Here is a 22,994-nt window from a genome sequence, read left to right as displayed (position 1 = left end):
CTTCTTTTAATTCCTCTTTTCCTAATTTCATACCATCAACCACACAAGAACCAACACACACACAAATGAACATGAAGAAATTTAGTTTTTTCCTTCTTGCTTTTCAGCTGCTGATTCTTCCGGCTACCTTTGCCGGAAGCAGGGCTGAAACCGAGTCTGAAAGCATCACCATCCCACTTGGGGGCAATGGTTATGTAGAAAAAGGCGGAACTGCAAGAATAAAAAATGAAGGCTTAACCAACTGGAACAAAGCCTCTGATGCAATTGCCATTTACTTTAGAACAGAAGCAGCCGGATCAGCAGATCTATCGCTTAAATTGCGTGTTCCTGAAGGAAACAGTAAAATCAGCCTGACAGTAGGTGGAAAGACCTTCCAAAAAGAACTAAACAATGCGGAATCGAAAATTATATCTATCGGCAAAGCAAACATCAAAACAGCAGGTTACGTTAAAGTTGAATTAAAAGGAATCAGTAAAACGGGAGCCGTTTTTGCAGAAGTTTCAGATTTGATTGTTAGTGGCTCAGCTTTAGAAAAAGGTGCCGTTTATGTAAAAAATAATGAAGGTAGTTATTTTCATTGGGGCAGAAGAGGTCCTTCTGTACATCTAAATTATGTAATTCCTGAAGCAGCAAAAGGTAAGGTAGAGTGGTTCTATAATGAAATTATGGTGCCTAAAGGAGAAGACAAACAAGGTACTTATTACATGGCCAATGGCTTTAATGCTGGTTATTTTGGCATGCAGGTAAATTCTCCTACGGAGCGTAGGGTATTATTTTCTATCTGGAGCCCCTTTAGCACAGATGATCCGAAGTCTATTCCTGATAGCATGAAGATTGTATTGCTAAAAAAAGGAAATACGACCAAAACCGGAGAATTTGGAAATGAGGGTTCAGGCGGACAAAGCTATATGCTTTATCCATGGGAAGCGGGTAAAAGTTATGCCTTCTTAACCCATGCACAGCCTAATAACGAAAAAAAGACTACTATTTATACAGCCTACTTCAAAGATCTTGAAAAAGGAGACTGGCAGTTAGTCGCTAGTTTCGAGCGCCCACAATCTTCAGTTTACCTGAACGGGATTTACTCTTTCCTGGAAAATTTCTCACCTCAAACAGGTGATCAATCCCGCAGAGGCGACTATAAAAACCAGTGGGCAATTGATGCCTCCGGTAAATGGCATGAAGTAAATCAGGCGAACTTCGGTGCAGATGCAACAGCAAGAATCAACTACAGAAAGGATTATACCGGCGGAGCTGATCAGACTGTTTTCTACTTAAAAAATTGCGGTTTCTTTAATGACTTCACACCCATTCGGACACCATTTCATAGGAAATCTACAGGAAAAACACATCCTGAAATAGATTTCAATAAGCTGCCGTAGGTAGGTAGCCTGCGATCAGGACTGGGATTAGAATATCATTTGGACACACACCGGAAACCGGTATTCTCCAGTCCTGTATCCATAGAAGACTTCATTTTAGAAGTCACCCTATAACCTTTACAATACGAAGAATGACACATAAATGAACCTCCCCTGATGATTTTTTTAGGGATGCCTGGTTCAGCCGGATCATAACTATCTTTCGGTCCTTGTGGATTTGCAGTCTGACCTTTCTGTTGCTGATAGTAGTCTTCACGGTACCAATCGGCAGTCCACTCCCATACATTTCCAGCCATATCATATAAGCCATATCCGTTGGCAGCAAATGTCTTTACAGGAGCAACACTACCGTAACCATCCGTCTTTTTATCCGAATATGGAAATTCTCCCTGCCAGGTATTTGCTTTTACTTTTCCGGTAGCCAGGTCTTCATCCCCCCATGGGTATTTTTTCTCTCTTAAACCACCTCTGGCGGCGTACTCCCATTCAGCTTCTGTAGGTAGACGTTTTCCTGCCCATTTAGCGTAGGCATTGGCATCAAACCAGGATACCTGGGTAACCGGATGGTGTTCTTTACCTTTTATACTGCTTTTTGGGCCTTGTGGATGTTTCCAGCTGGCACCAGGAGTCCAGCTCCACCATTGTGACACATCATTGATATCTACCCTGCCCTTAGGTGGAGAAAAAGTTAAAGAAGCGGGTTGTAATTGTTCTTCTGAAGGCTTTGGAGTACCTGGAGGCAATTGTTTTTTGATTTCCTCCCAGTCAGGTTTTTGCTCCGCCTGGGTAATATAACCTGTAGCTTTCACAAATTCTGCAAACTGCGCATTTGTCACTTCTGTTTCATCGATCCAGAAACCATCCATTTTTACTTCATGAGCCGGATATTCGTCCTTACGTCCTTCTTTATCCGAAGCACCCATTTTAAAGGAGCCTGCCGGAATAAACTTCATGCCTACATGAGAATGCAATTCGTTTTTACTATCCTTTGAAAGTGTTGCTATGCCCGAAACCGCAGCATATCGTTTAGGAAGATTTGAACTGCAACAAAGTGCATCCTCAGGATTTGATCCAGACATTCCTACCTTGGTTGTGCTATCTGCACTGCTTCCGGTCGCCGCCGACTTACTCTGATCACTTTGATTGCAGCCAGCCACTGCTGCTGTTAAAAACAAATACAAAAACTCTTTCTTCATAAAAATACGGGTCAGGTTCAGCTTGAGGTTGATATACGCCTGAATTAATTCACAGGCCATCCTGAACTTAGCTTAATGAAGGCCAAATTAATGATAAAATCTTAAAGTCTTGGCTCAATAATCTGATTTTTACCGCATCACACCGATTTTACTACCTACCCAATCCGGAAAAAGAACCTGATCATTATGAAGATTTAAGTGCCGGTCTGCTACCTCAGAAAATACACTTCTAAAATCAGTGGTTACCGCGAGATCTCTGCCATCCTCTAAATTCTCTATGGCCATAGGTTGAACATTTCCATGAACCAATCCCCCATTTACCCCATTGCCCAGAATGAAATTACAGGATGCACGTCCATGATCTGTCCCTCCAGTTCCATTCTGTTTCACTGTACGTCCAAATTCAGTCATCGTCATAACCGTCACATCATCTTGTAAAGTACCCATATCAGTCCAGAAAGCCATCATACTTTGACTAAGATCGTTCACATTTCTAGCAAAAATTCCGGTATCTGTGCCTTGATTAAAATGGGTATCCCAACCTCCAGACTCCGCAAAAGCAACCTCCATTCCTACATTCATCTTGATCAACTGTGCGATTTGCTTCAGTGAATTTCCTAGCGCTGTATTCGGATAAAGCGCATTATTGGCAGGCTTATAATTCCTTGTGTCTGTTTGTTGCAGCATTTTTATAGCTTCAAAGCTTTCCTTTCCTGTATCTTTTAATAGATTTGAAGAGGTTTGATCGTACAAATCCTCAAAACTTTTGGCCGCTAGATTTGCCCCCTTCAGGTTTCCTCTCATTTGAATATTAAAATCCTGTAAATTGCTGATCGCCAATGCAGGATTAGCTCCATAGAAGGATCTTGGCAAGGAAGAAGTTAAACTAAGACCCTGAAAAGGTGTTGCTCCGTCATGACCTAGTAAACCAACAGCACGGTTTAACCAGCCACTATCCGTTCCTTTTTTAAAAGGAGTTCCAGATTCCATGTAGTCCTGGGCGTCAAAATGAGATCTGGTATTATTTGGAGAACCAATGCCATGTACGATCGCAAGCCGTTTGTCCCGAAATACAGATTCAAAGCCAGCCATAGAGGGGTGCAATCCAAATCGTCCATCCAAATCAATCAATGCTGCATTTTTCGCTCCTTTCGCCGCACTCATAAACAAATTTGGCCTGGCCTGCTGCAGGTATTGATCGGTGAAGGGTGTCACGGCCATTAAACCATCCATCGCTCCACGTTGAAAAATACAAACCAGTATTTTCTTTCTTTTGAACAATCCAGCTGCTGTCGAATTGGCTACAGCTTCGCTCAGAAATCCTGGAATCCCTCCCAATCCGATTCCGAATAATGCCAATCCCCCTCCTTTAATGAATCCTCTTCTTGATGTCATGATTTTCTAAATTTACTTACGCTGAAACTCCGGAGAACCTATAATAACGCCAACAACTTGTGCCAACATTGCATGGTTGTTCTTTTTAGTATTTTTATCTTGCTGATTTGAATCTGTTTTACTGCTAACCATTGGCGCATCCTCTGCGCTTACAGGTTTTCCTGCCACTGTTTTATCTGCAGCATTTGCTACTTTATCAGTTAATTCAGGATCCTTCAACATCGGTTTAAGCCTTTTAAAAGTCTCCGTTAAATTGCGTTCCGGCATCATCACCTTTCCATATGTAGACAATGCTGCCTCGGCACTTTCCGGTTCCCGAAAGTCATTTAATGCTGAAAGATTGATCTGGACACCAGGGATACGCTGAGCCGCAATTGCCAATCCAAAATTCATTCTATTGAGCAATGAACCTGTATTGATCCAGAATTGTCCCTGGTCAGGGAAGCCGGTTGGCGCCTGATAATAGTACATTTTCTGGCCCATTTTATTGACCCAGTTGAAAAGCTGATAAGGTTGTGTAATTTCTGCATCTAGTGCTCTTACCGTGCTTATTGTCAGTTCAAATGGAGATTTTGTTTTTTCCCTGATTGCCTTGCTGCTCCAAAATTCCGGAGCCTCCACCATCGTCATCATGACCTGTTTAAGGTCACCGTTAGATTTGGTAAAAGTCTTGGCCATTTTATCAATCAGACTTTGTGCGGGTTGATCATTCACAAACCTGATCGCTAATTTTCTGCTGATAAATTTAGCCGTAGAAGGGTGATGTGAAAGTAAATCAAATAAAGCTATACCTTCATCATACCCAACCCCTCCTGGAAAATAATGTCCTAAGACCGTCTTCTCTTCATTGTCATGTCTATTCGGGACAAATAGAAAGTCGCCATCCCTCACAAAACCTCTTTTTTCTAAATTTTCCGCTCCAATTTGGTCAAGCGTCTTTTTCATAGCCGCTCCGTACCCCTCCTCTCCCATAGGCGCGATGGTCCAACCAGTTAATATTCTTGCTGCTTGCGTCACATCCGACTGGGTATATCCTCCATCTACACCGAGGGTATGTAATTCCATCACTTCACGGGCGTAATTTTCATTGAGTCCGCCGCTCCTTTTTTTGGGCTGCCCAGCCTGCTTCATCCCCTGTTGTTCTTTCTTTAATTGCCAACCAATGTTATTTTGTCTTTGTTGGACTTGGCTAATCCTCCGATACTGCCCCTTCTCATTGTTTATTGATTGTCCGCCATTTTTCTTTGAAGGAGTACCGGTACTGCTAAAATTATCAAGGTACAGCAGCATCGCAGGCGATTTTGCGGTAGCAATGAGTAGATCCTCAAATTTCCCGGTCACATTTGGACGAATTACATCACGTTCGTAAGCAGGTACAAAAGCCGCGCACTGATTTTTTGTAAGTGATACATTAAAATGGTTAAACCAGAAATCAGTTAATAATTCCCTCAATTGGTTATTGCTATAAGTTGCTCTTAGTATTTTTTGATTGATGAATTGCCGCAATAATTCCTGCTCTGGCTTTAAGCCTTTCTGCGCCATATAAGCACGGATCTGTGACCGATATTCAGCCCGATCGCCTTTATTAACCGAATCCCTATGGATAAATCCATCTTGTATGGCTAGCTTCAACACCCGATTTCCTCTGGGAAATTTATTCTCAACTTCAGCATTGGTCAGGTTGATATCCTCATATTTACTCAATAACAAATTCAGGCTATCATCGGGAATTGTTCCATCCAGTTGTTGTTTAAACCACTTTTCCAAACCCATTGTCAATACCCTATCCAAATCTCCCCTCTTCGCCCCATAAGTAAACCTACTAAGTAAATGTGCCGCTGCCTGACGCTCGCTCAAACCTGCCTGACGATAAGGAAATGTTGGTTTATAAACTGCTGATTCCCCGTTTTTATAAGAACTAAAAAGTATAGCGAAGAATACTAATCCGAGAAATGAATAAAAAACCTTTAGCGTTGTGTTCATAGGATGAATGATTTGATAACTCGTTCTTATGACTTATAGAATTAAAGAAAGATTAATGCTTTTTTAAATATAACAAAAACCGACCCGGAGATTTCCTCGTATCTGCCTATACAAAAACTACTATCATGAAAAAAACATTTTTTATCGTAATAGCCTTATTAACTATGGCAGTTACATCACAAGCACAAAAAAATCCAATGGTGGGCGGCGCAGCTATGTATCCCAATAAAGACATTGTAGATAATGCAGTAAATTCCAAAGATCACACCACTCTGGTTGCAGCTGTAAAAGCCGCCGGACTAGTAGAAACGTTAAAATCAGCAGGACCATTCACTGTTTTTGCTCCAACAAATGAAGCATTTGCAAAACTTCCTGAAGGAACAGTCGAAATGCTGTTAAAACCAGAAAACAAAGACATGTTAGTAAAAATCCTTACTTATCATGTAGTTCCCGGAAAAATGACTGCCGCGGATATTGCAAAAGCCATCAAAGCTGGAAATGGAAAGGCAGAATTCACTACCGCTAGCGGAGGGAAATTATGGGCATGGATGGAAGGGAATAAACTGGTTCTGAAAGATGAAAAAGGTGGAATGTCTACCGTAACCATCGCGAATGTAATGCAGAAAAATGGAGTGATTCATGTTATTGACACCGTTTTAATGCCCAATTAAATAAACATAAAGGAGCTGATCCTGTTCAGAGCATTAAAAATTTGAATACTTAGCACATTAATGATTAAAAAGAAAAATTAATCCTGTTTGATGACTTTAACATATTTTCCCCTTCGGAAAAGTTTGAGTCTGACAACAGGATTAATTGTTTTCTTTTGTCAGAAGATTTCCATTTTTTAAAATCTGGTATTAACAAACTTTTACCTTTTTATTATGTTTGATACTAAATAAACGAAGCATGACCAGCGCATGTTCTCATGCCCATCTGCTTTATTAAAGCATCAGAGATGAAATTTGAATTAACTCCAATTGACGTTGTCCAGGACATCTCAAAAGAAGATTTTGAGAAGAATTATCTAAATGCCCGCCGCCCGCTCATCATTAAAAACATGTCTAAAAACTGGCCTGCACATGAAAAATGGACGCTGGACTATATGAAATCTGTGGTGGGCGATAAAACCGTTCCCCTCTACGACAGTTCAAAAGCAGACCCATCCAAGCCCATTAATGCTTCTGCGGCGGAAATGAAATTTGCCGATTATATAGAATTAATTAAAGAAAGGCCAACCGATCTCCGGATTTTTCTTTTCGATCCCATCAAGCAAGCACCTAAGCTATTGGACGACTATCGGGCCCCAAAAGACTTGATGGGTGGTTTTTTAGATAGTTATCCAAATATGTTTTTTGGTGGAAAGGGCTCTGTCACCTTTCTCCATTATGACATCGACCTGGCACATATTTTTCATACCCATTTTAATGGTAGAAAACACGTAATCTTATTTGAGAACAAATGGAAAGAACGTTTATATCAAATCCCTTATGCTACTTATGCTTTAGAGGATTATGATGTAGAAAAACCAGACTTCAACAAATTTCCTGCACTAAAAGGTGTAAAAGGAATTGAAGCCTATCTGGAACATGGGGATACTTTATTTATGCCTACCGGCTATTGGCATTGGATGAAATACTTAGACGGTTCTTTCTCCATCAGTCTAAGAGCATGGGATAAATCTCTTGCAGTAAAAGCAAAAAGCCTATACAACCTCACCGTTCAGCGCAAGTTTGATGATTTTATGAAAGCCAATTTTAAGGAAAAGTACATGGCCTGGAAGGAAAGACTCGCCATAAAAAGAGCAGACAAAGCGCTTGTAAATCAAAAGCCCGAATAATCTGCCTGCTGAATCCTTTTTTAAGGGAAAAATAATTATTGAGAGATAGACAAGTTTAAATTTTAATTTACACTTTTGTCCTTTAACCTTGATAATTATGAGCTTTATATTGAAGCCGGTAGATACCGTTGAGAACATTAGTCCTGAGGATTTCAAAAAGAATTATTTAGATCCCAGACGTCCTTTAATTATTAAAGGATTGACTAAATCGTGGCCAGCCAGAGAAAAATGGACGACTGAATATTTAAAAGAAATCGCCGGCGATATAAATGTCAGCTTAATGGATAACTCAAAGGCTGATCCATCAAAACCTATCAATGCCTCCGTGGCCAATATGCGTTTTGGTGATTACCTTGATCTGATCAAAAGAGAACCTACAGAACTTCGAATCTTTTTCTTTAACCTGTTTAAGCATGTGCCTAGCCTGATTAAAGATATTGAATTGCCAAAAGCATTAATGGGTGGCTTTATAGAAAGTATGCCTGCCATGTTTTTTGGTGGCTCTAACTCAGTTACTTTTTTACACTACGATATTGATCTGCCACACCTTTTCCATACCCATTTTGGTGGAAGAAAACACATCATTTTATTCGATAATAAATGGAAGAAAAGATTATACTGTATCCCTAACGCAACCTATGCTTTAGAAGACTATGATGTTGCAAATCCTGATTTCGAAAAATTCCCTGCTTTAAAAGGAGTAGAAGGTTATGAAGTGTTCCTGGAACATGGCGATACTTTATTTATGCCTACAGGAATGTGGCACTGGATGAAATACCTTGACGGTTCCTTCTCTTTAAGCCTGAGGGCATGGGATGCTTCTATCGTTAGAAAAGCACAAAGTGTATTCAACCTGGCTGTAAAAGGCGGTGTAGATAGTGTGCTGAAGATGGCTTTTAAAGCCCCTTATGCTAAATATAGGGAGAAACTTGCAATAAAAAGAGCAGAACGTGCACTCGCAAACCGTTCTCCGAAATAATTAAAACAGGAATATTCTTATTCCAATCCTTCTCATACAGGGTATTGATATTTTATCGTACCCTGTATAAAAGAGGTTTTCGATCCTCGAATTCCACTTATCCTAACCTTTCTCAGGCTAAGGTATTTTTACAACTGGATAACATTACTCCCTTTGCAAACTTTTACCTTCGATATTCCGTTTATAACGAATATATGAGAGGTTTCCATTTTTCTAATTTTCAGCCAGATGACTTACCGAAAGGTGGCTTTGATGAATTGCTTAAGCTCTTCACTCAACTGCTAAATTATACTGCCGGTGATGCGGGAGAAACTTTGTCATGGATGAATGAACTGGATAAGAAATATAAATTCACCAACAACGAATATGGAATGGGTAATTTTATTGAGGACCTGAAAGATAAAGGTTATCTAAAAGAAAACCCAGTTAATGGAGATCTGAATATTACAGCGAAAACGGAACAAACCATTCGGCAATCAGCCCTGGAAGAAATCTTTGGCAAGCTAAAAAAAGCAGGAAAAGGAAATCATAACACCAATATCTCTGGAATCGGAGAAGAGAAAAATGCCGATAGAAGAGAATATACTTTTGGGGATCCCCTGGATCAAATCGACATGACTGCTTCTATTCACAATGCCCAGATCAATCATGGCATCGGTAATTTTACCTTAACAGAACGCGATCTTGAAGTGGAAGAAAAGGATTATAAAACCCTGACTTCTACAGTGCTCATGATTGACATTAGTCATTCCATGATACTTTATGGGGAAGACCGGATTACCCCCGCCAAAAAAGTAGCTATGGCACTTGCTGAATTGATCAGAACACGATACCCAAAAGATACATTGGACATTGTTGTTTTTGGTAATGATGCCTGGCCCATCACCATAAAAGACCTGCCTTACTTACAGGTTGGCCCCTATCATACCAATACATTCGCAGGACTGGAGCTTGCAGCAGATCTGCTAAGGCGTAGAAAAACACACAATAAACAGATTTTTATGATCACCGACGGGAAACCCACCTGCCTGAAAGAAAATGGCCGCTATTATAAAAATAGCATGGGCTTAGACCGAAAAGTGATCAATAAGACTTTAAATATGGCCGCACAATGTAAAAGGCTGAACATTCCAATTACCACCTTTATGATTGCACAAGACCCCTACTTACAACAGTTCGTCAGGGAATTTACCCAGATTAACGGTGGCAGAGCATTCTATAGTTCTCTAAACGGATTAGGGGAATACATATTTGAAGATTATATAAAAAACAGAAGAAAAACAGTTCGATAATTCCTCCTCAACACGAAGACATCACATGGATCATATCACGATAAAAACCCTTGGGCAATTAAAAGCCTCCAATTATAAGTCTCTTCCCGTAAAAGACGAACTTCGTAAAAATCTGATCAGCCAGCTTCAAAGTAATGAAGCCGGTTTTGAAGGAATCTTAGGTTATGATGAAACGGTAATGCCAGAACTTCAAACCGCTATCTTATCCAGGCATAACATCTTATTACTGGGTTTAAGAGGTCAGGCAAAGACAAGAATTGCCCGACTGATGGTTAATTTATTGGACGAATATATTCCATACGTTTCAGGGAGCGAAATCTTTGATGATCCATTAAACCCAATTTCCTGGTATGCCAAACATGAGATTAATATTCATGGGGATGATACACCAGTTAGTTGGCAGCACCGAAGCGAACGCTATACAGAAAAACTAGCTACTCCCGATGTCACCGTGGCCGATTTAATTGGTGATGTGGATCCAATCAAAGCGGCAACACTTAAACTCACCTATAATGATGAGCGTGTGATTCACTTTGGACTAATTCCAAGAGCACACCGCAGTATTTTTGTCATCAATGAGCTTCCAGATTTACAAGCCCGAATTCAGGTGGCCTTATTCAATATGCTCCAGGAAAAAGACATCCAGATCAGAGGATTTAAACTAAGATTACCTCTTGATGTACAATTCGTTTTTACTGCTAACCCAGAAGATTACACCAATAGAGGATCCATTGTAACCCCTCTGAAGGATCGGATAGAAAGTCAGATTTTAACCCATTACCCGAAAACAATTGCCATTTCAAGAGAGATTACCTCGCAGGAAGCGAAAATAACAGCCGAACAAAAAGAACTGATCGAGGTTGATGGTCTGCTAAAAGATCTGGTAGAACAAGTCGCTTTTGAAGCCAGACAAAGTGAGTTCATCGATCAGAAATCAGGTGTTTCGGCAAGGCTGACGATCTCTGCTTATGAAAACCTCATCAGCACCGCGGAAAGAAGAATGCTCATCAATAAGGAAAAAAGTACTTTTGTTAGGCTATCTGATCTGGTAGGAATTACCCCTGCGATTACCGGAAAAATCGAGCTGGTGTATGAAGGTGAATTGGAAGGTCCGGCTAAAGTCGCACATACACTCATTGGAAAAGCCATTAAATCTTTATTCAACCGTTATTTTCCAGATCCTGAAAAAGCGAAAAAGAGCAAATCCGCAAACCCTTACTTCCACATTACAGAATGGTTTACTGAAGGTAATACCCTGGACATCTCTGACCAGCTTAGCTTCGCTAAATACAAGAAGGAGTTGATGCAGGTAGATGGATTAAATGATTTGGTAAAACAGTTTCATCCAAAACTTAGTGCCAATCAAACTTTATTGATGATGGAATTCGCTTTACACGGACTAGCAGAATATTCCCAGCTGAATAAAAAATACCTGCTGAGTGGTTTTGGATTCTCTGATATGTTCGACAGTCTCTTTAATACGAGTCCTGATGATGAGGATGAAGATGATATGGACTTCAGATAAACATTTTTAATTATAAACAAACCCTTATTAAATATCCAATGGGCCGATTACCCGTCTTTATATTTTTATCCTTTTTACTTTTAGCATTCGATTATTATTGCTTTCGTGCGATCCTCAGTGTTTTCAATAAATGGAAACCCAGAACCCGGAAGTTATTTACTATTCTATGGTGGGGTTATACTTTTGTGCTACTCATTGGTGTTTTTAGCACCTTCTATGCCAACTTATTTCTTAGCCTTAAATCAGTAATTCTAGTTGCTTATTTCTTGACTGTTGCCTGTAAAATGGTCCTGCTGCCTTTTCTGATTGTAGACGACCTTAGAAGATTCATCATCAGACTTTCCAGGTCGGCAAAATCAAAAACAGGCCCAATCGTAGATCCTGCTCTTCCAGAGACCATTACCCAGCCCGTATTAGGAGAGCCCATCAGTCGCTCTGCCTTTCTCGTAAAAGCAGGTATCATTACTGCTGCAATTCCCTTAACCTCCTTAAGCTGGGGCATTGTTAAAGGAGCATATGATTATAAAATTATCCGTCGCACATTGATCCTGCCTAACCTACCTTCTTCTTTTGAGGGTATGAAACTCGCACAAATATCTGACATCCATTCCGGAAGTTTTTATGATCAGAGAGCGGTCTTGGGTGGAATCGAAATGTTGATGGCCGAAAAACCTGATGTTGTCTTTTTTACCGGAGATTTGGTCAATGACATGGCAACGGAGATGAGAGATTATCAGGATATCTTTAAAAAGGTAAAGGCACCATTAGGTGTGTATTCCGTTCTAGGCAACCATGATTATGGGGAGTATCGCTTTGGAAAGGAACCTTCCACTGCCAAAACTAAAAACCTCCAGGAAGTGATCAAAACACATGAAAGAATGGGTTGGGATTTGCTAATGAATGAGCATCGCCGATTAAAGATAAACGGTGAGGAAATTGGGATTCTAGGCATCGAAAATTGGGGTACAGGAAGGTTTCCAAAATATGGAAGAATGGACCTGGCTACGAAAGACACGGACGATTTACCAGTTAAACTATTGTTATCCCATGATCCCTCTCATTGGAGAGCGGAGGTCTTGCCTAAATACCCACAGATTGATGCCATGTTTAGCGGACATACCCATGGGATGCAATTCGGGGTAAGAACCGAAGATTTTCAATGGAGTCCTGTACAATATATCTATAACGAATGGGCCGGTCTTTACCAGGATCAACAACAACAACTCTATGTCAATGTAGGATATGGTTTCCTGGGTTATCCAGGTAGGGTTGGAATTTTACCAGAAATCACGATATTTGAGTTGAAACGTGCCTAATTAAGTAGCCATCAGCTATGGTAAAAAAAATACTGTTCTCCAGTCTTGATTTTTTGCTATTCAGCAATTTATTCATTGCCATTTGTGCAGTTGCTCAGGGCTTGCTTACTTACGATTTACTTCAGGTTCCTCCTGATAAATACATCCTTGCCATTATCTTTTTCGGCACATTAGGGCTTTATAATTTCAGTATGTTGCTGTCAAAACCAAAAGATCCTGCAAACGATCAGTTATTGAGAGTTCGCTGGATCTTTTCACATCAACGGTTAATCATTTCTATCACTCTGATTTCAGCACTTTGTTTGATTCCTTTAGGATTACTGTATTTAAGTATAGAAGGAAAACTACTGATGTTATTCACAGGAATACTGGCTGTTAGTTACAACATTCCCTTTTTAACCCTTGATGATCAGAAAATAGGATTAAAAAACATCCCCTTGATTAAGCTCTTTCTCGTAGCCTTAATTTGGTCAATCAGCTGTGTTCTTTTGCCAATTATAGAGACCGAACATAATCGTTTGCTAAACATCTCCACAGGAGATACCCTGCTCCTGGTTGCGATGCGCTTTCTATTTGTGGCAGCAATTACTGTTCCTTTTGATGTCAGAGATCTTTTTCAAAACAAAATCCCTGCATTAAAAACGATTCCAGCTCTTCTGGGAGATAAGAAGGCCTTCTTATTCTGTCAATTTCTGCTTGCTGGGCATTTGATATTATTACTCGTATTCCGGCAAACTGTAAATCTTGAAGTCATTTCCTTGGCCATCACGATCGTATTAACGGGTGGACTCATTTATAAATCAAATACAGAAAAGAATGAATATTATTATTTTCTGTATTTGGATGGAATGATGTTATTGCAATACCTTTTACTGCTACTGCTACACCAATGTTGTTAAGCAGGATTAAAACGGTACCCCACTCCCCTCACTGTCTGTAATAACTGGGGGTTATCAGGGTTAAGCTCAATCTTTTTACGTAAGCGTACAATATGCATATCCAGTGTCCTGGTGTTCACGTCTGAATTGTAACCCCAAACTACCAACATCAACTCATCACGGTTGATGACCTTATTCGGATTTCTTAAGAAGTAAAGTAGAATTCTATTTTCTAAAATAGTCAGCTCAATTTTCTTCTCATTCCTGAACAAAGTATGAATATTAGGATGATGCTCCATATTTCCAAAACGGTGGATCTCTGACCGGTCATTATTTAATAGGAATTTCACTTTATTATCTAACATAGCAACCAGCACATCCATATTGAAGGGCTTTGTTACATAGTCGGAAACACCAAAATTATACGCATCGATTTTATCCACATCCTGTGCCTTTGCAGTCATCATGATAATCAGATTTTCAAAGCCTTGTTTACGAACAGATTCACAAACCTCAGAACCTTGTTTGCCAGGCAACATCCAATCCAGCAAAACAATATCCGGTTTTTCTGCCATAATCAAGGTTTCTGCAGTCTCGCCATCACCAGCCTCCAGCACCTCATACCCTTCCGCTTTTAAACGGTGAACCACTAAAAACCTAAGATTCTCATCATCTTCAACTATTAATATTTTAATTCCCTTCGACATACTTTCTAATCGTTATATGGTAGTACAATTTTAAATTCTGTTCCTTTATTTAACTTGCTTTTCACAGTAATTTCGCCCTTCATAAAGTTAACAAGTTCCTTACAGAAAGCCAATCCGAGACCAACACTCCCATTCTGGTTGTACTGATTCTGAATTCTGAAAAACTTCTTAAAGATATTATTAATTTCGGAGGAAGGAATCCCAATCCCATGATCCGTAAACCTAAACACTACCCGGCCTTTGATAAGACGGGCACTAATATGTAGCTTTTTCCGCTCCGGAGGAGAATATTTATAAGCATTTTCTGCAAGATTATCAAAAAGACTACCTAAGAGTACCGGGTCGGTCACAAAAGTGGTAAAACCACTGACTTCATAAGTAAAATCGAAATCAGGATGCTTCAACTTATGAGACTCTACTGTACTTTCTATGAAATCCTCAATATAGATTTTGTCTTGGTTGAGATGAATTGCTTTGTTCTCTATTTGGGTGAAAGCTAATAATTTATTCATTAAGCCATTCAATTTATCAGCCTCTTCATCCAAAATCTTTCCATAAAGTTTCAACTCTCTATCGCTAAGCGATGTCGCACTTTTTATGTTATTCCCCGCTATTTTGATCACGCTGACAGGCGTTTTAAACTCATGCGTCAAATTGTTTACAAAATCATACTGTAATTTGAACATTCGTTGGTTAATATTCAAATTCCTATAAATTAAGAATGCAACAAGTACGAGAATTCCATAGAAAACAAAAATACCTGCTGCGATAGGTAGAAAATAGCTAAGTACTTCCTTGTCAACAAATGACTTCGAAGACAAAAAATAAAGCTTATAGTCTGAAAAAGCTCCTGGCAAAGTGATCTCAGTACTTAAATAAGTCTCCGTAGTGTCCAGAGGATCATAAGTTGAGGGTTGAATCTTAATATGTTGATACAACAATGGCCTGGAATTGATAATTTTAAGCTTGTATGGATCCAGATGAAAAGAGAGCATATCTTGCTGATAGACTGGTTTTGGATCTAACGAACCCCTCAACATTCGTTTATACATCTTCAGATCTTCTATCCGCGGTATGTTAAGGTAAGTGATTTTATTCGAGCGTACATTACTAAAATTACTGAACAGCTCATCCTGATTCGGTACCTTATTCGTATCCAGACTTTCAATGTAAGAGGCAAGTTTCAATGCCAATGCATTAAAATCATCCCCTACAATAAAATTACGCGTATTAGACCTTGAAAATAACCTAATTGAATCAGCAGGAATCAAACTCCCAAACTGGTAAATATCCTTAGGTCCAAAAGAAAACTTACCAGTGTTCAATCCATCATTAACAGGAGTATTTTTTACTTCAGAGTCATAAAATACCACTCTGGAAACAAAAGGATATTCCAGCAATACCGTATCTACAAAACTGGATGCCGTGGCAGAGTCAAGGTAGCCATTGTAGTAAGAAACCTCCGGCAGTTTCTTCTGAAAGAAGTCATTGTAAGGTTGAATGGTCTTTTCCAGCACATTCACTTTTTCAGATACAAACTCACTTTCGATATATTTTTTGCTAAAATTGTAGGCAAAATACAAGGATAGGGAAAACAATACAGACATCAATATGATGAAAGTAAGGATTAATGAAAAATTCTTACGATAGCCTGTTTTCTTCTCTAAGATCATTGATCCGAATTTACCTGTTTTTAAGGTTTATTTCTAAAAATTGTTCAAGAGCAGTATAAAACTGATGCCTGCTTTCCAGATTTTTAGTCGGAAATCCAATACCTTCATTTTCCAGATAAGTCACATTCACATTTCTCTTCTTTAGGTTTTTTACAAATTGTAGCGTCTCTGCGACATTTGCAGTTGGATCTTTCACATTTTGAGAGATAAATACAGGAGTATTGATTTTATCGGTTTGGAATAAGGGTGAAGCTTTTCGCATTTGATCAGCATCCGTTAAGGGATCTCCTACGATTTCATAATACATTTGCAAACTATTCTTTAAGAATGGTGGAATAGATTTTAAATAAGCAAACAGATTAATCACTCCTGAGTTAGAGGCAACACAAGTGTACATTCCAGGATTCAGATAAGCACTATTTAATGCAATATTCCCCCCAAATCCAGCACCGTAAATTCCTATTCTTTTGGGATCTGCAATCTTCTGTTCAATCAGCCATTTTACCCCATCATTAATGTCATCCTGAATTTTCCCGGCCCATTGCTTAAATCCGGCAGACATGAATGCTTTTCCATAACCAGAAGAACCACGATAATTAACCTGAAAGACCGCATATCCCCTATTTACAAGAAACTGAACTTCGGCATTATAACCCCATAAATTCCGGTCCACAGGACCATCATGAGGAAGAACAACTACTGGTAGCTGTTCTGGTTTAACATGAAGAGGCAAAGTCAGGTAACCGTTAATCCTGAGGCCATCCCTGGATTGGTAACTAACCGGCTTCATCTCGCTCATTTCCTCTTGCTTAATTGCAGGGTTAAAATCACTCAGCTTCTTCAGTTTACGCTTATTGGCAAAGTATAAGTAATAAGAACCTGGGTTTCGATCGGTAAAGGTCCGCAATACAAAAACGTTTTCGGCCTGATCACGATCCAGAATTCTCGTTTCCGTTTTAGGCAAAAGTTGATCCAGATCCTGATACAAAGCTTTTATGGAATCATCCATATAATGCTTCTCCTTTTTCCATGTTTCATAAATAACAAATAACAATTGCTGTTTCTTCCTGGAATATTGGGCATCAGTAATGTTCAAAGAATCATTTCCAAAAAGAACTTTCAACTCTTTACCAGTATTACAATCTACCTCCACCAAAGCACTTTTGTCTCTATTCACACTGGATATTGCATAAATGATATTTGGACGATCATGCTTAAAAGCAATTGGATTAAATACCGTGACGAAATTATTGGTCATAATTGGTTTGAAAGGCATTCCTTCCTGCGCACGATACAACATAGTGGTATTCGCCCCATCCGTACTTACCGCAAGTCTTAACTTTCCTTCAGAATCTGTTCTCCATTCGGTAATATTTCCAGGATTTTTTGCGACCATCTCCATACTCCCATTCCGAACATTCAGACGATAAACATCAAAAACAGTGGAATCTCTTTTATTAGAAGAAATCAACAAGTACTTATCATCAATCAGCTGATCTTCGATTACCCGAACTCTACTTTTTTCATTACGGCTCAACTGACGCTCATTTGCCCCTTCCTTGTTGATAATGAAAATATCTGAACGCCTTTTAGCGGCATCTACCTCTTTATAGTAAATCAATTCATTGTTACTCAGCCAAAAATAAAAAACTATATTTTTATCTTCCAAATGAGTAATCTTTTTGGCTTTTCCGGAAGCTATATCTTCAATATAAAGATTTAGGCTTTTCCCTTCTAACTTCAAATAGGAAAGATTTAATCCGTCCGGCGACACACGATAGGTCATCCTGTCCTGTGATTTAAAAAAGTCATCCAGGGGAATCAATCGCTCCCCTTCCTCCTTCGGCTGACAACCAAAGGCTAGAGATATTAAAAACAGGAAAAAGTATCTTTTATATCTCATCATATAATTTTATCGCTAACAAAGCTACGCAACCCAACTTGTCTATAGCAGAAATACACCAATATTGTTACTATTACATTTCCACAACTGATGAATATAGATACTTTTTTGGGGTATGAAAATATAAATTGGTAACATTTAAAATACCCCTGGGTATTAATCTTGTCACAAGACATCATACATTCGTCTTTAAATCGTTATTTTTAGATTCCTCTTTGCTAAGCCTCCAATGAAGAAATTAGTTTTAGTTTTAACCTTTTGCCTGCTTCAGTTATTTTGTGCTGCACAAGACCAAATGGATGATGCCCTTGCCTATCAGTATTACCAACAAGGGCAGTTCCAGGAGGCTGCTGTCTTATTCGAGAAGCTCTACAATAGAAACAACAATGAAACTTATTTTGAACTCTATTTTAGTAGCCTCCTAAAAATCAAGAAATTTGATGATGCGGAAAAAATGCTGAAAAAGCTATTGAAACAAAACCCGAAGAACCTCAGCTTTGGAATTGCACTAGGCCGCTTATTTCAGGAAAAAGGACAAACTCAAGAAGCCAATAAACAATATGCGGAGACACTGAGTAATCTCCCTCCTGATGAATTCAAGATCAGAGAAATTGCAACTCAATTTTACAATTTCCAAGCCTATGACCTTGCAATTACTGCCTTCCTACAGGGAAGAAAACTCTTGAAAAGTAATAAACCCTTCACATTTGAACTACTCAGTATCTATCGCTATAAAAAAGATAAAGCAATGCTGATTCAGGAATATCTGGAAGCCCTGCCAGAAATGCCTCAACTACTACCGCAGGCCGAAAGTGTTTTTTCTACAGTATTTGAAGAGAACAGTGATTATCAGCTATTACAGACTGCATTGTTAAAAAAGATCCAGAAAGAACCACAGATAGAGATTTATACCAAACTATTGATTTGGCAATACCTGCAACAGCAAGAGTATGAGATGGCGCTGAGGCAGTTAATCGCTCAGGATAAACGCATCAAAGATGATGGCGGAATAATTTATCAGGCGGCAAATACCTTCCTTAGCAACCAGGCCTATCCTGTAGCAATTAAAGCTTATGAATACCTGTTGCAAAAAGGAAAAGAAAGCGATTATTACCTTCCGGCAAAAGTCGAGCTGATCAATACAAGATATGAACTATTAATTGCCGGAAAATACGAAAAAACTGCTATTGCAGAACTTGCTAATGCCTACCAATCCATTCTTAATGAATATGGCAAAACGCCTCAAACCATTTTTGCATTGAAAAAATGGATAAATCTTCAGGCTTACTATTTAAATCAACCCGGTATTGCAGAAAAAGCTTTGGAGGAAGCAATCAAAATTTCTGGAATTGCTCCTACCGATCTTGGACAATTAAAAATCGACCTTGGAGATCTCTACATCCTAACCCAACAACCATGGGAAGCTATTCTAATCTATGAACAAGTAGCCAAACAGTTTGAGAATCAGGCCATCGGTAATGAGGCAAGATACCGTTCAGCAAGGTTATCGTTTTATCAAGGTAATTTTGACTATGCTAAATCACAAGCAGATATCCTTAAAGCATCTACCTCTCAATTGATCGCAAATGATGCACTCAACCTCAGCTTACTGATTTCTGACAACTTACAATCTCCAACAGATAGCGCTGCATTAAAGATGTATGCAGATGCTGAAATGCTACAATTTAGAAACCTCTCCAGTCAGTCCATCCTGAAGCTGGATAGCATTGATATCGCCTTTCCAAATAATAGTTTAGTCGACGATATTCTAATGGCAAAGTCAAAAATATGGATTAAAAGCAACGATATTCCTCAGGCCATTATCAGCCTAAAAATACTTACCGAAAAACATGGAACCAGCATTTGGGCAGACGATGCTTTATTTATACTCGCGGGTTTATATGAAAATAACCTGAAAGATACGGAGCAGGCTAAAGCCATGTATCAGAAACTGATCAATGATTATCCTGGAAGTATGTATACCACTGAGGCACGCAAACGCTTTAGAAAACTTCGCGGAGATATTATTGGTACATAGTTCCTATCTTTACAAAATGTTAGTATACAATGTTACCTCAATAATTGAAGATGCAGCAGCAGATCGCTGGTTGCAATGGATGCAGGAATCACACATTCCAAGCGTAATGGACACTGGAAAGTTTGTTTCCCACCGTTTACTTAAAGTAGTAGACTCTCCAAATGAAGGTGTGACTTATTGCGCACAATATGTGGTAGAAGACATGGAGAGCTACCTGGATTACCAGCAAAACTTTGCACCTGCCCTACAGGCCGAGGTGACCGCAAAATTCGAAAATCAACTTGTTGCTTTTCGAACCCTAATGGAAATCATCGATTAATCATTATATGAATATTTTAGAAACCCCTATTGCTGATCTCCTGATCATAGAGCCTAAAGTCTGGAGAGACAACCGTGGCTATTTTTATGAAAGTTTCAATGCAAAAACCCTTTCAGAAGTCGGCATCAATGTCAATTTCGTACAGGACAATCAATCTTTCTCTCAGAAAGGTACTTTACGTGGATTACATGCTCAGAAAGCACCATTCGCTCAGGGAAAGCTGGTAAGAGTAATTCAGGGCAAAGTATTGGACGTTGCAGTAGACATCAGAAAAGACTCTGCTACATACGGCCAACACTTCACGATTGAACTTAGCGGAGAAAATCACAGACAACTTTGGGTACCACCCGGTTTTCTACACGGCTTCTTAACACTCGAAGATCAGACAATTTTCACTTATAAAGTAAGTAATTACTACGATAAGGAATCAGAAATAGGTGTCATCTGGAATGATACAGATTTAAACATCAACTGGAGTCAGGATATTCCATTGGAAGAACTTTTACTTTCTGATAAAGACCTGGTATTACCGGCGTTCAAAGATTTCAGTAGTCCATTCTAATAAAAGGATACCTTAAATCGAAAAAACTTACCAAATAAAAATGCCGTTAAGAGATGATCCTAACGGCATTTTTATTTGGTAAACTATAATATTATTGTTTAATCAGGTCGTAAAGCTCATCCAGTTTTGGAGAAAGTACAATTTCGATTCTACGGTTTTTACTTCTTCCATCAGCTGTTGAATTCTGTGCCAATGGCTGGAATTCGCCCTTTCCGGTAGCAGTCATCCTCACTCCTTCTACTTTTGCTACCTCAGTCAGGTAACGCACAACAGAAGTGGATCTCAATACGCTTAAATCCCAGTTGTCTTTAATTTGCCCCAGATTACTAATTTTCTGCGTATCAGTATGTCCTTCTACCGCGATATTAATCTCAGGTTGTTCCTTTAATACTGCAGCCAATTGCGTCAATGCCTGCTTTCCCTTTTCGTCAATGACAATACTCCCTGAAGGGAACAATAGTTTATCCATCAAAGACACATAGACCTTTCCGTTCTTGATCTCTACAGTCAAGCCACTTTTTGTAAAACCCAGCAAGGCCTGCTGTAGCTTCTCTTTTAATTGATTGGTCGCTTCATCACGCTTACGCAAAATCTCTTCCACCTCTTTTAAACGTTGCTCTCTTTTTTTCAAGTCCTGAGACAACTTATTAATCTCTGTAGAGCTGTTATTTTTCAACTTAGCATAACTATCGTCAATTTCAGCATACTTCCCTCTCAAGTCATTTAAAGAGGCGCTAAGCCCGGTAGTATCCTTTTTCAATCTGGCGATCAAATCTTCCAGATACTCATTTTTCAATTGAGACTGATCTAAACCTAGGCTCAATGAATCCTGCTTTGCTAATAAGGATTTATATTTCTGTGGTGATAAGACCACACAGGCACTGAATGCAGAGGCAAACAGTAGGCTAAATAAAAATAAAATAATTCTTCTCTTCATAATTATTGTGCAACGGCATTTCTCAAAAACAATATAAAAGGATAGACACTTTCAAAGCCAGTTCTCAATTGATCCACAATTCCTTCTTTAAAAAATGCCTGATCCGGTATAGGGTAAACTGCAACAAAGCTTTTTAGCTTCAAAAATTCTATCTGCGGATGATCTACCTCATAACCTTTAGGCGCATTTTTCAGCGTATCTTCTTTACTCAGCTTAAACGTACTTTTAAAACTTTTAGCATGAATAATATCTAAAAACTCTGAAGCATTATAATCTATTTCTTCTCTTATTTTTTTTAACACCGGAGCTTCAGGCATCCAGAAACCAGCAGCCAAAAAACATTCGCCTGGCTGAAGATGAAGATAATAACCTGGTCCATGAATCCCGCCTTTTATGTTAAAGGAGATACCAAAGTTATTTTTATACGGATCTTTATTTTTACTGAAGCGAACATCCCTGTAAATACGTAACAAACATTTCTTCGCCGGTGTATCAATAGAAAATCCCGGGTCTATCCCTGCCAGGACAGGAATCAACTGATCTACAAAGGCCAATACATCTTCTTTTGCACTTTCATATCTTGCTTTGTTTTCCGCAAACCAATCCCGATTGTTATTTCGAGCGACATCGGTGATGAAAGCAAATGTTTCAGGTCTAATCATAACGTATCATATGCGGGTTTATACTTTATCTTAGGTGACAGAAAATGTAATAACATCACCCGGGAATAACGATAATTAAAAGGTGCTAAAATTAAACACCCGCTAAAAATCACAGTGATGTACATCCAGAACGATTCATATTCCAGCCAACCACCGGACAGGACGTAAGCAGCCACACCTAAACTGATCATTTCTGCACAATTCATAGCATAACTGACATACATTGCTGCATAGAAGTAGCCTGGCTCAATTTCGAATCGAAAACCACAATGGCTGCAATTGGTATTGGTCTGTTGGATATTAAAACCGTACATACTTCCGGTAAAGATATCCCCTCTACGACATTGCGGACATTTACCATGCAGCACTGCATACAATTTTGAAGTTTTGTTCATAGAGATTAATCA

The 22,994-nt window shown here is 39.1% G+C and carries 20 protein-coding genes; 11 read left to right on the top strand and 9 right to left on the bottom strand.

The window, feature by feature from the left end:
* The first annotated feature begins 71 nt into the window (after nt 1-71).
* The gene (locus tag R2Q94_RS14835; protein ID WP_316822249.1) at nt 72-1,382 is read left to right on the top strand and encodes a DUF3472 domain-containing protein; all 1,311 of its coding nucleotides are present in this window, start codon (nt 72-74) and stop codon (nt 1,380-1,382) included.
* 35 nt (nt 1,383-1,417) lie between these two features.
* On the opposite strand, the gene R2Q94_RS14830 is transcribed toward R2Q94_RS14835, so the two are convergent.
* The 3 genes from R2Q94_RS14830 to R2Q94_RS14820 all read right to left on the bottom strand — a co-directional run bounded on the left by R2Q94_RS14830 (nt 1,418) and on the right by R2Q94_RS14820 (nt 5,956).
* Nucleotides 1,418-2,638, bottom strand: coding sequence for a formylglycine-generating enzyme family protein (locus R2Q94_RS14830; protein WP_316822248.1), 1,221 nt, complete (start codon nt 2,636-2,638; stop codon nt 1,418-1,420).
* A 69-nt stretch (nt 2,639-2,707) separates the two neighbouring features.
* Nucleotides 2,708-3,973 carry a DUF1501 domain-containing protein gene (locus tag R2Q94_RS14825; protein WP_316822247.1) on the bottom strand — a complete coding sequence of 422 codons (1,266 nt, stop codon included), beginning with the start codon at nt 3,971-3,973 and terminating at the stop codon, nt 2,708-2,710.
* Nucleotides 3,974-3,985: 12 nt separating this feature from the next.
* On the bottom strand, nt 3,986-5,956 hold the full coding sequence (locus R2Q94_RS14820) for a DUF1800 domain-containing protein (protein WP_316822246.1): 1,971 nt from the start codon (nt 5,954-5,956) through the stop codon (nt 3,986-3,988).
* 125 nt (nt 5,957-6,081) lie between these two features.
* Between R2Q94_RS14820 and R2Q94_RS14815 the strand changes: the two genes are divergently transcribed.
* From R2Q94_RS14815 to R2Q94_RS14785, 7 genes are all read left to right on the top strand, one after another.
* Nucleotides 6,082-6,627 carry a fasciclin domain-containing protein gene (locus R2Q94_RS14815; RefSeq protein ID WP_316822245.1) on the top strand — a complete coding sequence of 182 codons (546 nt, stop codon included), beginning with the start codon at nt 6,082-6,084 and terminating at the stop codon, nt 6,625-6,627.
* Between the two features lie 287 nt (nt 6,628-6,914).
* On the top strand, nt 6,915-7,796 hold the full coding sequence (locus R2Q94_RS14810) for a cupin-like domain-containing protein (protein WP_316822244.1): 882 nt from the start codon (nt 6,915-6,917) through the stop codon (nt 7,794-7,796).
* A 97-nt stretch (nt 7,797-7,893) separates the two neighbouring features.
* Nucleotides 7,894-8,775, top strand: a complete 882-nt coding sequence (locus R2Q94_RS14805; protein ID WP_316822243.1) for a cupin-like domain-containing protein — start codon at nt 7,894-7,896, stop codon at nt 8,773-8,775.
* 194 nt (nt 8,776-8,969) lie between these two features.
* A complete protein-coding gene (locus tag R2Q94_RS14800; RefSeq protein ID WP_316822242.1) occupies nt 8,970-10,067 on the top strand; it encodes a vWA domain-containing protein in 1,098 nt (365 codons plus the stop codon).
* A 25-nt stretch (nt 10,068-10,092) separates the two neighbouring features.
* Nucleotides 10,093-11,592, top strand: coding sequence for a sigma 54-interacting transcriptional regulator (locus tag R2Q94_RS14795; protein WP_316822241.1), 1,500 nt, complete (start codon nt 10,093-10,095; stop codon nt 11,590-11,592).
* 38 nt (nt 11,593-11,630) lie between these two features.
* The gene (locus tag R2Q94_RS14790; RefSeq protein WP_316822240.1) at nt 11,631-12,908 is read left to right on the top strand and encodes a metallophosphoesterase; all 1,278 of its coding nucleotides are present in this window, start codon (nt 11,631-11,633) and stop codon (nt 12,906-12,908) included.
* Nucleotides 12,909-12,925: 17 nt separating this feature from the next.
* The gene (locus R2Q94_RS14785; RefSeq protein WP_316822239.1) at nt 12,926-13,807 is read left to right on the top strand and encodes a hypothetical protein; all 882 of its coding nucleotides are present in this window, start codon (nt 12,926-12,928) and stop codon (nt 13,805-13,807) included.
* On the opposite strand, the gene R2Q94_RS14780 is transcribed toward R2Q94_RS14785, so the two are convergent.
* From R2Q94_RS14780 to R2Q94_RS14770, 3 genes are read right to left on the bottom strand one after another with little or no spacing between them, the layout of a single operon-like run.
* A complete protein-coding gene (locus tag R2Q94_RS14780; protein ID WP_316822238.1) occupies nt 13,804-14,493 on the bottom strand; it encodes a response regulator transcription factor in 690 nt (229 codons plus the stop codon). The genes R2Q94_RS14785 and R2Q94_RS14780 overlap by 4 nt on opposite strands.
* Nucleotides 14,494-14,498: 5 nt before the next feature.
* Complete coding sequence (locus R2Q94_RS14775; RefSeq protein ID WP_316822237.1) at nt 14,499-16,166, bottom strand: HAMP domain-containing sensor histidine kinase; 1,668 nt, start codon at nt 16,164-16,166, stop codon at nt 14,499-14,501.
* Nucleotides 16,167-16,176: 10 nt separating this feature from the next.
* Nucleotides 16,177-18,072 carry a prolyl oligopeptidase family serine peptidase gene (locus tag R2Q94_RS14770; protein WP_316822236.1) on the bottom strand — a complete coding sequence of 632 codons (1,896 nt, stop codon included), beginning with the start codon at nt 18,070-18,072 and terminating at the stop codon, nt 16,177-16,179.
* Between the two features lie 226 nt (nt 18,073-18,298).
* Between R2Q94_RS14770 and R2Q94_RS14765 the strand changes: the two genes are divergently transcribed.
* The 3 genes from R2Q94_RS14765 to rfbC are packed head-to-tail and all read left to right on the top strand — an operon-like array spanning nt 18,299 to nt 20,988.
* Complete coding sequence (locus R2Q94_RS14765; RefSeq protein ID WP_316822235.1) at nt 18,299-20,107, top strand: tetratricopeptide repeat protein; 1,809 nt, start codon at nt 18,299-18,301, stop codon at nt 20,105-20,107.
* 16 nt (nt 20,108-20,123) lie between these two features.
* Nucleotides 20,124-20,426, top strand: coding sequence for a DUF4286 family protein (locus tag R2Q94_RS14760; RefSeq protein WP_316822234.1), 303 nt, complete (start codon nt 20,124-20,126; stop codon nt 20,424-20,426).
* A gap of 7 nt (nt 20,427-20,433) precedes the next feature.
* Complete coding sequence (gene rfbC / locus R2Q94_RS14755; protein WP_316822233.1) at nt 20,434-20,988, top strand: dTDP-4-dehydrorhamnose 3,5-epimerase; 555 nt, start codon at nt 20,434-20,436, stop codon at nt 20,986-20,988.
* Nucleotides 20,989-21,079: 91 nt separating this feature from the next.
* On the opposite strand, the gene R2Q94_RS14750 is transcribed toward rfbC, so the two are convergent.
* From R2Q94_RS14750 to R2Q94_RS14740, 3 genes are read right to left on the bottom strand one after another with little or no spacing between them, the layout of a single operon-like run.
* Nucleotides 21,080-21,925: a flagellar motor protein MotB gene (locus tag R2Q94_RS14750; protein WP_316822232.1), complete on the bottom strand. Its 846-nt coding sequence runs from the start codon at nt 21,923-21,925 to the stop codon at nt 21,080-21,082.
* 2 nt (nt 21,926-21,927) lie between these two features.
* On the bottom strand, nt 21,928-22,587 hold the full coding sequence (locus R2Q94_RS14745) for a DUF2461 domain-containing protein (RefSeq protein WP_316822231.1): 660 nt from the start codon (nt 22,585-22,587) through the stop codon (nt 21,928-21,930).
* Complete coding sequence (locus R2Q94_RS14740; RefSeq protein WP_316822230.1) at nt 22,584-22,982, bottom strand: DUF983 domain-containing protein; 399 nt, start codon at nt 22,980-22,982, stop codon at nt 22,584-22,586. Before R2Q94_RS14740 ends, R2Q94_RS14745 begins: the two co-directional genes overlap by 4 nt.
* Nucleotides 22,983-22,994: the final 12 nt, after the last annotated feature.

This window comes from Pedobacter gandavensis (genome assembly GCF_032678465.1).
GTDB lineage: Bacteria > Bacteroidota > Bacteroidia > Sphingobacteriales > Sphingobacteriaceae > Pedobacter > Pedobacter gandavensis_B.
Note: the sequence above shows the minus strand (reverse complement) of the source record. Positions and strands in the feature narration are given on the sequence as shown.

Bases quoted from the DNA above. Each gene is read 5' to 3' on its own strand.
- R2Q94_RS14835 (WP_316822249.1), top strand. From the start codon at position 72: ATGAAGAAATTTAGTTTTTTCCTTCTTGCTTTTCAGCTGCTGATTCTT.
- R2Q94_RS14830 (WP_316822248.1), bottom strand. From the start codon at position 2,638: ATGGCCTGTGAATTAATTCAGGCGTATATCAACCTCAAGCTGAACCTG.
- R2Q94_RS14825 (WP_316822247.1), bottom strand. From the start codon at position 3,973: ATGACATCAAGAAGAGGATTCATTAAAGGAGGGGGATTGGCATTATTC.
- R2Q94_RS14820 (WP_316822246.1), bottom strand. From the start codon at position 5,956: ATGAACACAACGCTAAAGGTTTTTTATTCATTTCTCGGATTAGTATTC.
- R2Q94_RS14815 (WP_316822245.1), top strand. From the start codon at position 6,082: ATGAAAAAAACATTTTTTATCGTAATAGCCTTATTAACTATGGCAGTT.
- R2Q94_RS14810 (WP_316822244.1), top strand. From the start codon at position 6,915: ATGAAATTTGAATTAACTCCAATTGACGTTGTCCAGGACATCTCAAAA.
- R2Q94_RS14805 (WP_316822243.1), top strand. From the start codon at position 7,894: ATGAGCTTTATATTGAAGCCGGTAGATACCGTTGAGAACATTAGTCCT.
- R2Q94_RS14800 (WP_316822242.1), top strand. From the start codon at position 8,970: ATGAGAGGTTTCCATTTTTCTAATTTTCAGCCAGATGACTTACCGAAA.
- R2Q94_RS14795 (WP_316822241.1), top strand. From the start codon at position 10,093: ATGGATCATATCACGATAAAAACCCTTGGGCAATTAAAAGCCTCCAAT.
- R2Q94_RS14790 (WP_316822240.1), top strand. From the start codon at position 11,631: ATGGGCCGATTACCCGTCTTTATATTTTTATCCTTTTTACTTTTAGCA.
- R2Q94_RS14785 (WP_316822239.1), top strand. From the start codon at position 12,926: ATGGTAAAAAAAATACTGTTCTCCAGTCTTGATTTTTTGCTATTCAGC.
- R2Q94_RS14780 (WP_316822238.1), bottom strand. From the start codon at position 14,493: ATGTCGAAGGGAATTAAAATATTAATAGTTGAAGATGATGAGAATCTT.
- R2Q94_RS14775 (WP_316822237.1), bottom strand. From the start codon at position 16,166: ATGATCTTAGAGAAGAAAACAGGCTATCGTAAGAATTTTTCATTAATC.
- R2Q94_RS14770 (WP_316822236.1), bottom strand. From the start codon at position 18,072: ATGATGAGATATAAAAGATACTTTTTCCTGTTTTTAATATCTCTAGCC.
- R2Q94_RS14765 (WP_316822235.1), top strand. From the start codon at position 18,299: ATGAAGAAATTAGTTTTAGTTTTAACCTTTTGCCTGCTTCAGTTATTT.
- R2Q94_RS14760 (WP_316822234.1), top strand. From the start codon at position 20,124: ATGTTAGTATACAATGTTACCTCAATAATTGAAGATGCAGCAGCAGAT.
- rfbC (WP_316822233.1), top strand. From the start codon at position 20,434: ATGAATATTTTAGAAACCCCTATTGCTGATCTCCTGATCATAGAGCCT.
- R2Q94_RS14750 (WP_316822232.1), bottom strand. From the start codon at position 21,925: ATGAAGAGAAGAATTATTTTATTTTTATTTAGCCTACTGTTTGCCTCT.
- R2Q94_RS14745 (WP_316822231.1), bottom strand. From the start codon at position 22,587: ATGATTAGACCTGAAACATTTGCTTTCATCACCGATGTCGCTCGAAAT.
- R2Q94_RS14740 (WP_316822230.1), bottom strand. From the start codon at position 22,982: ATGAACAAAACTTCAAAATTGTATGCAGTGCTGCATGGTAAATGTCCG.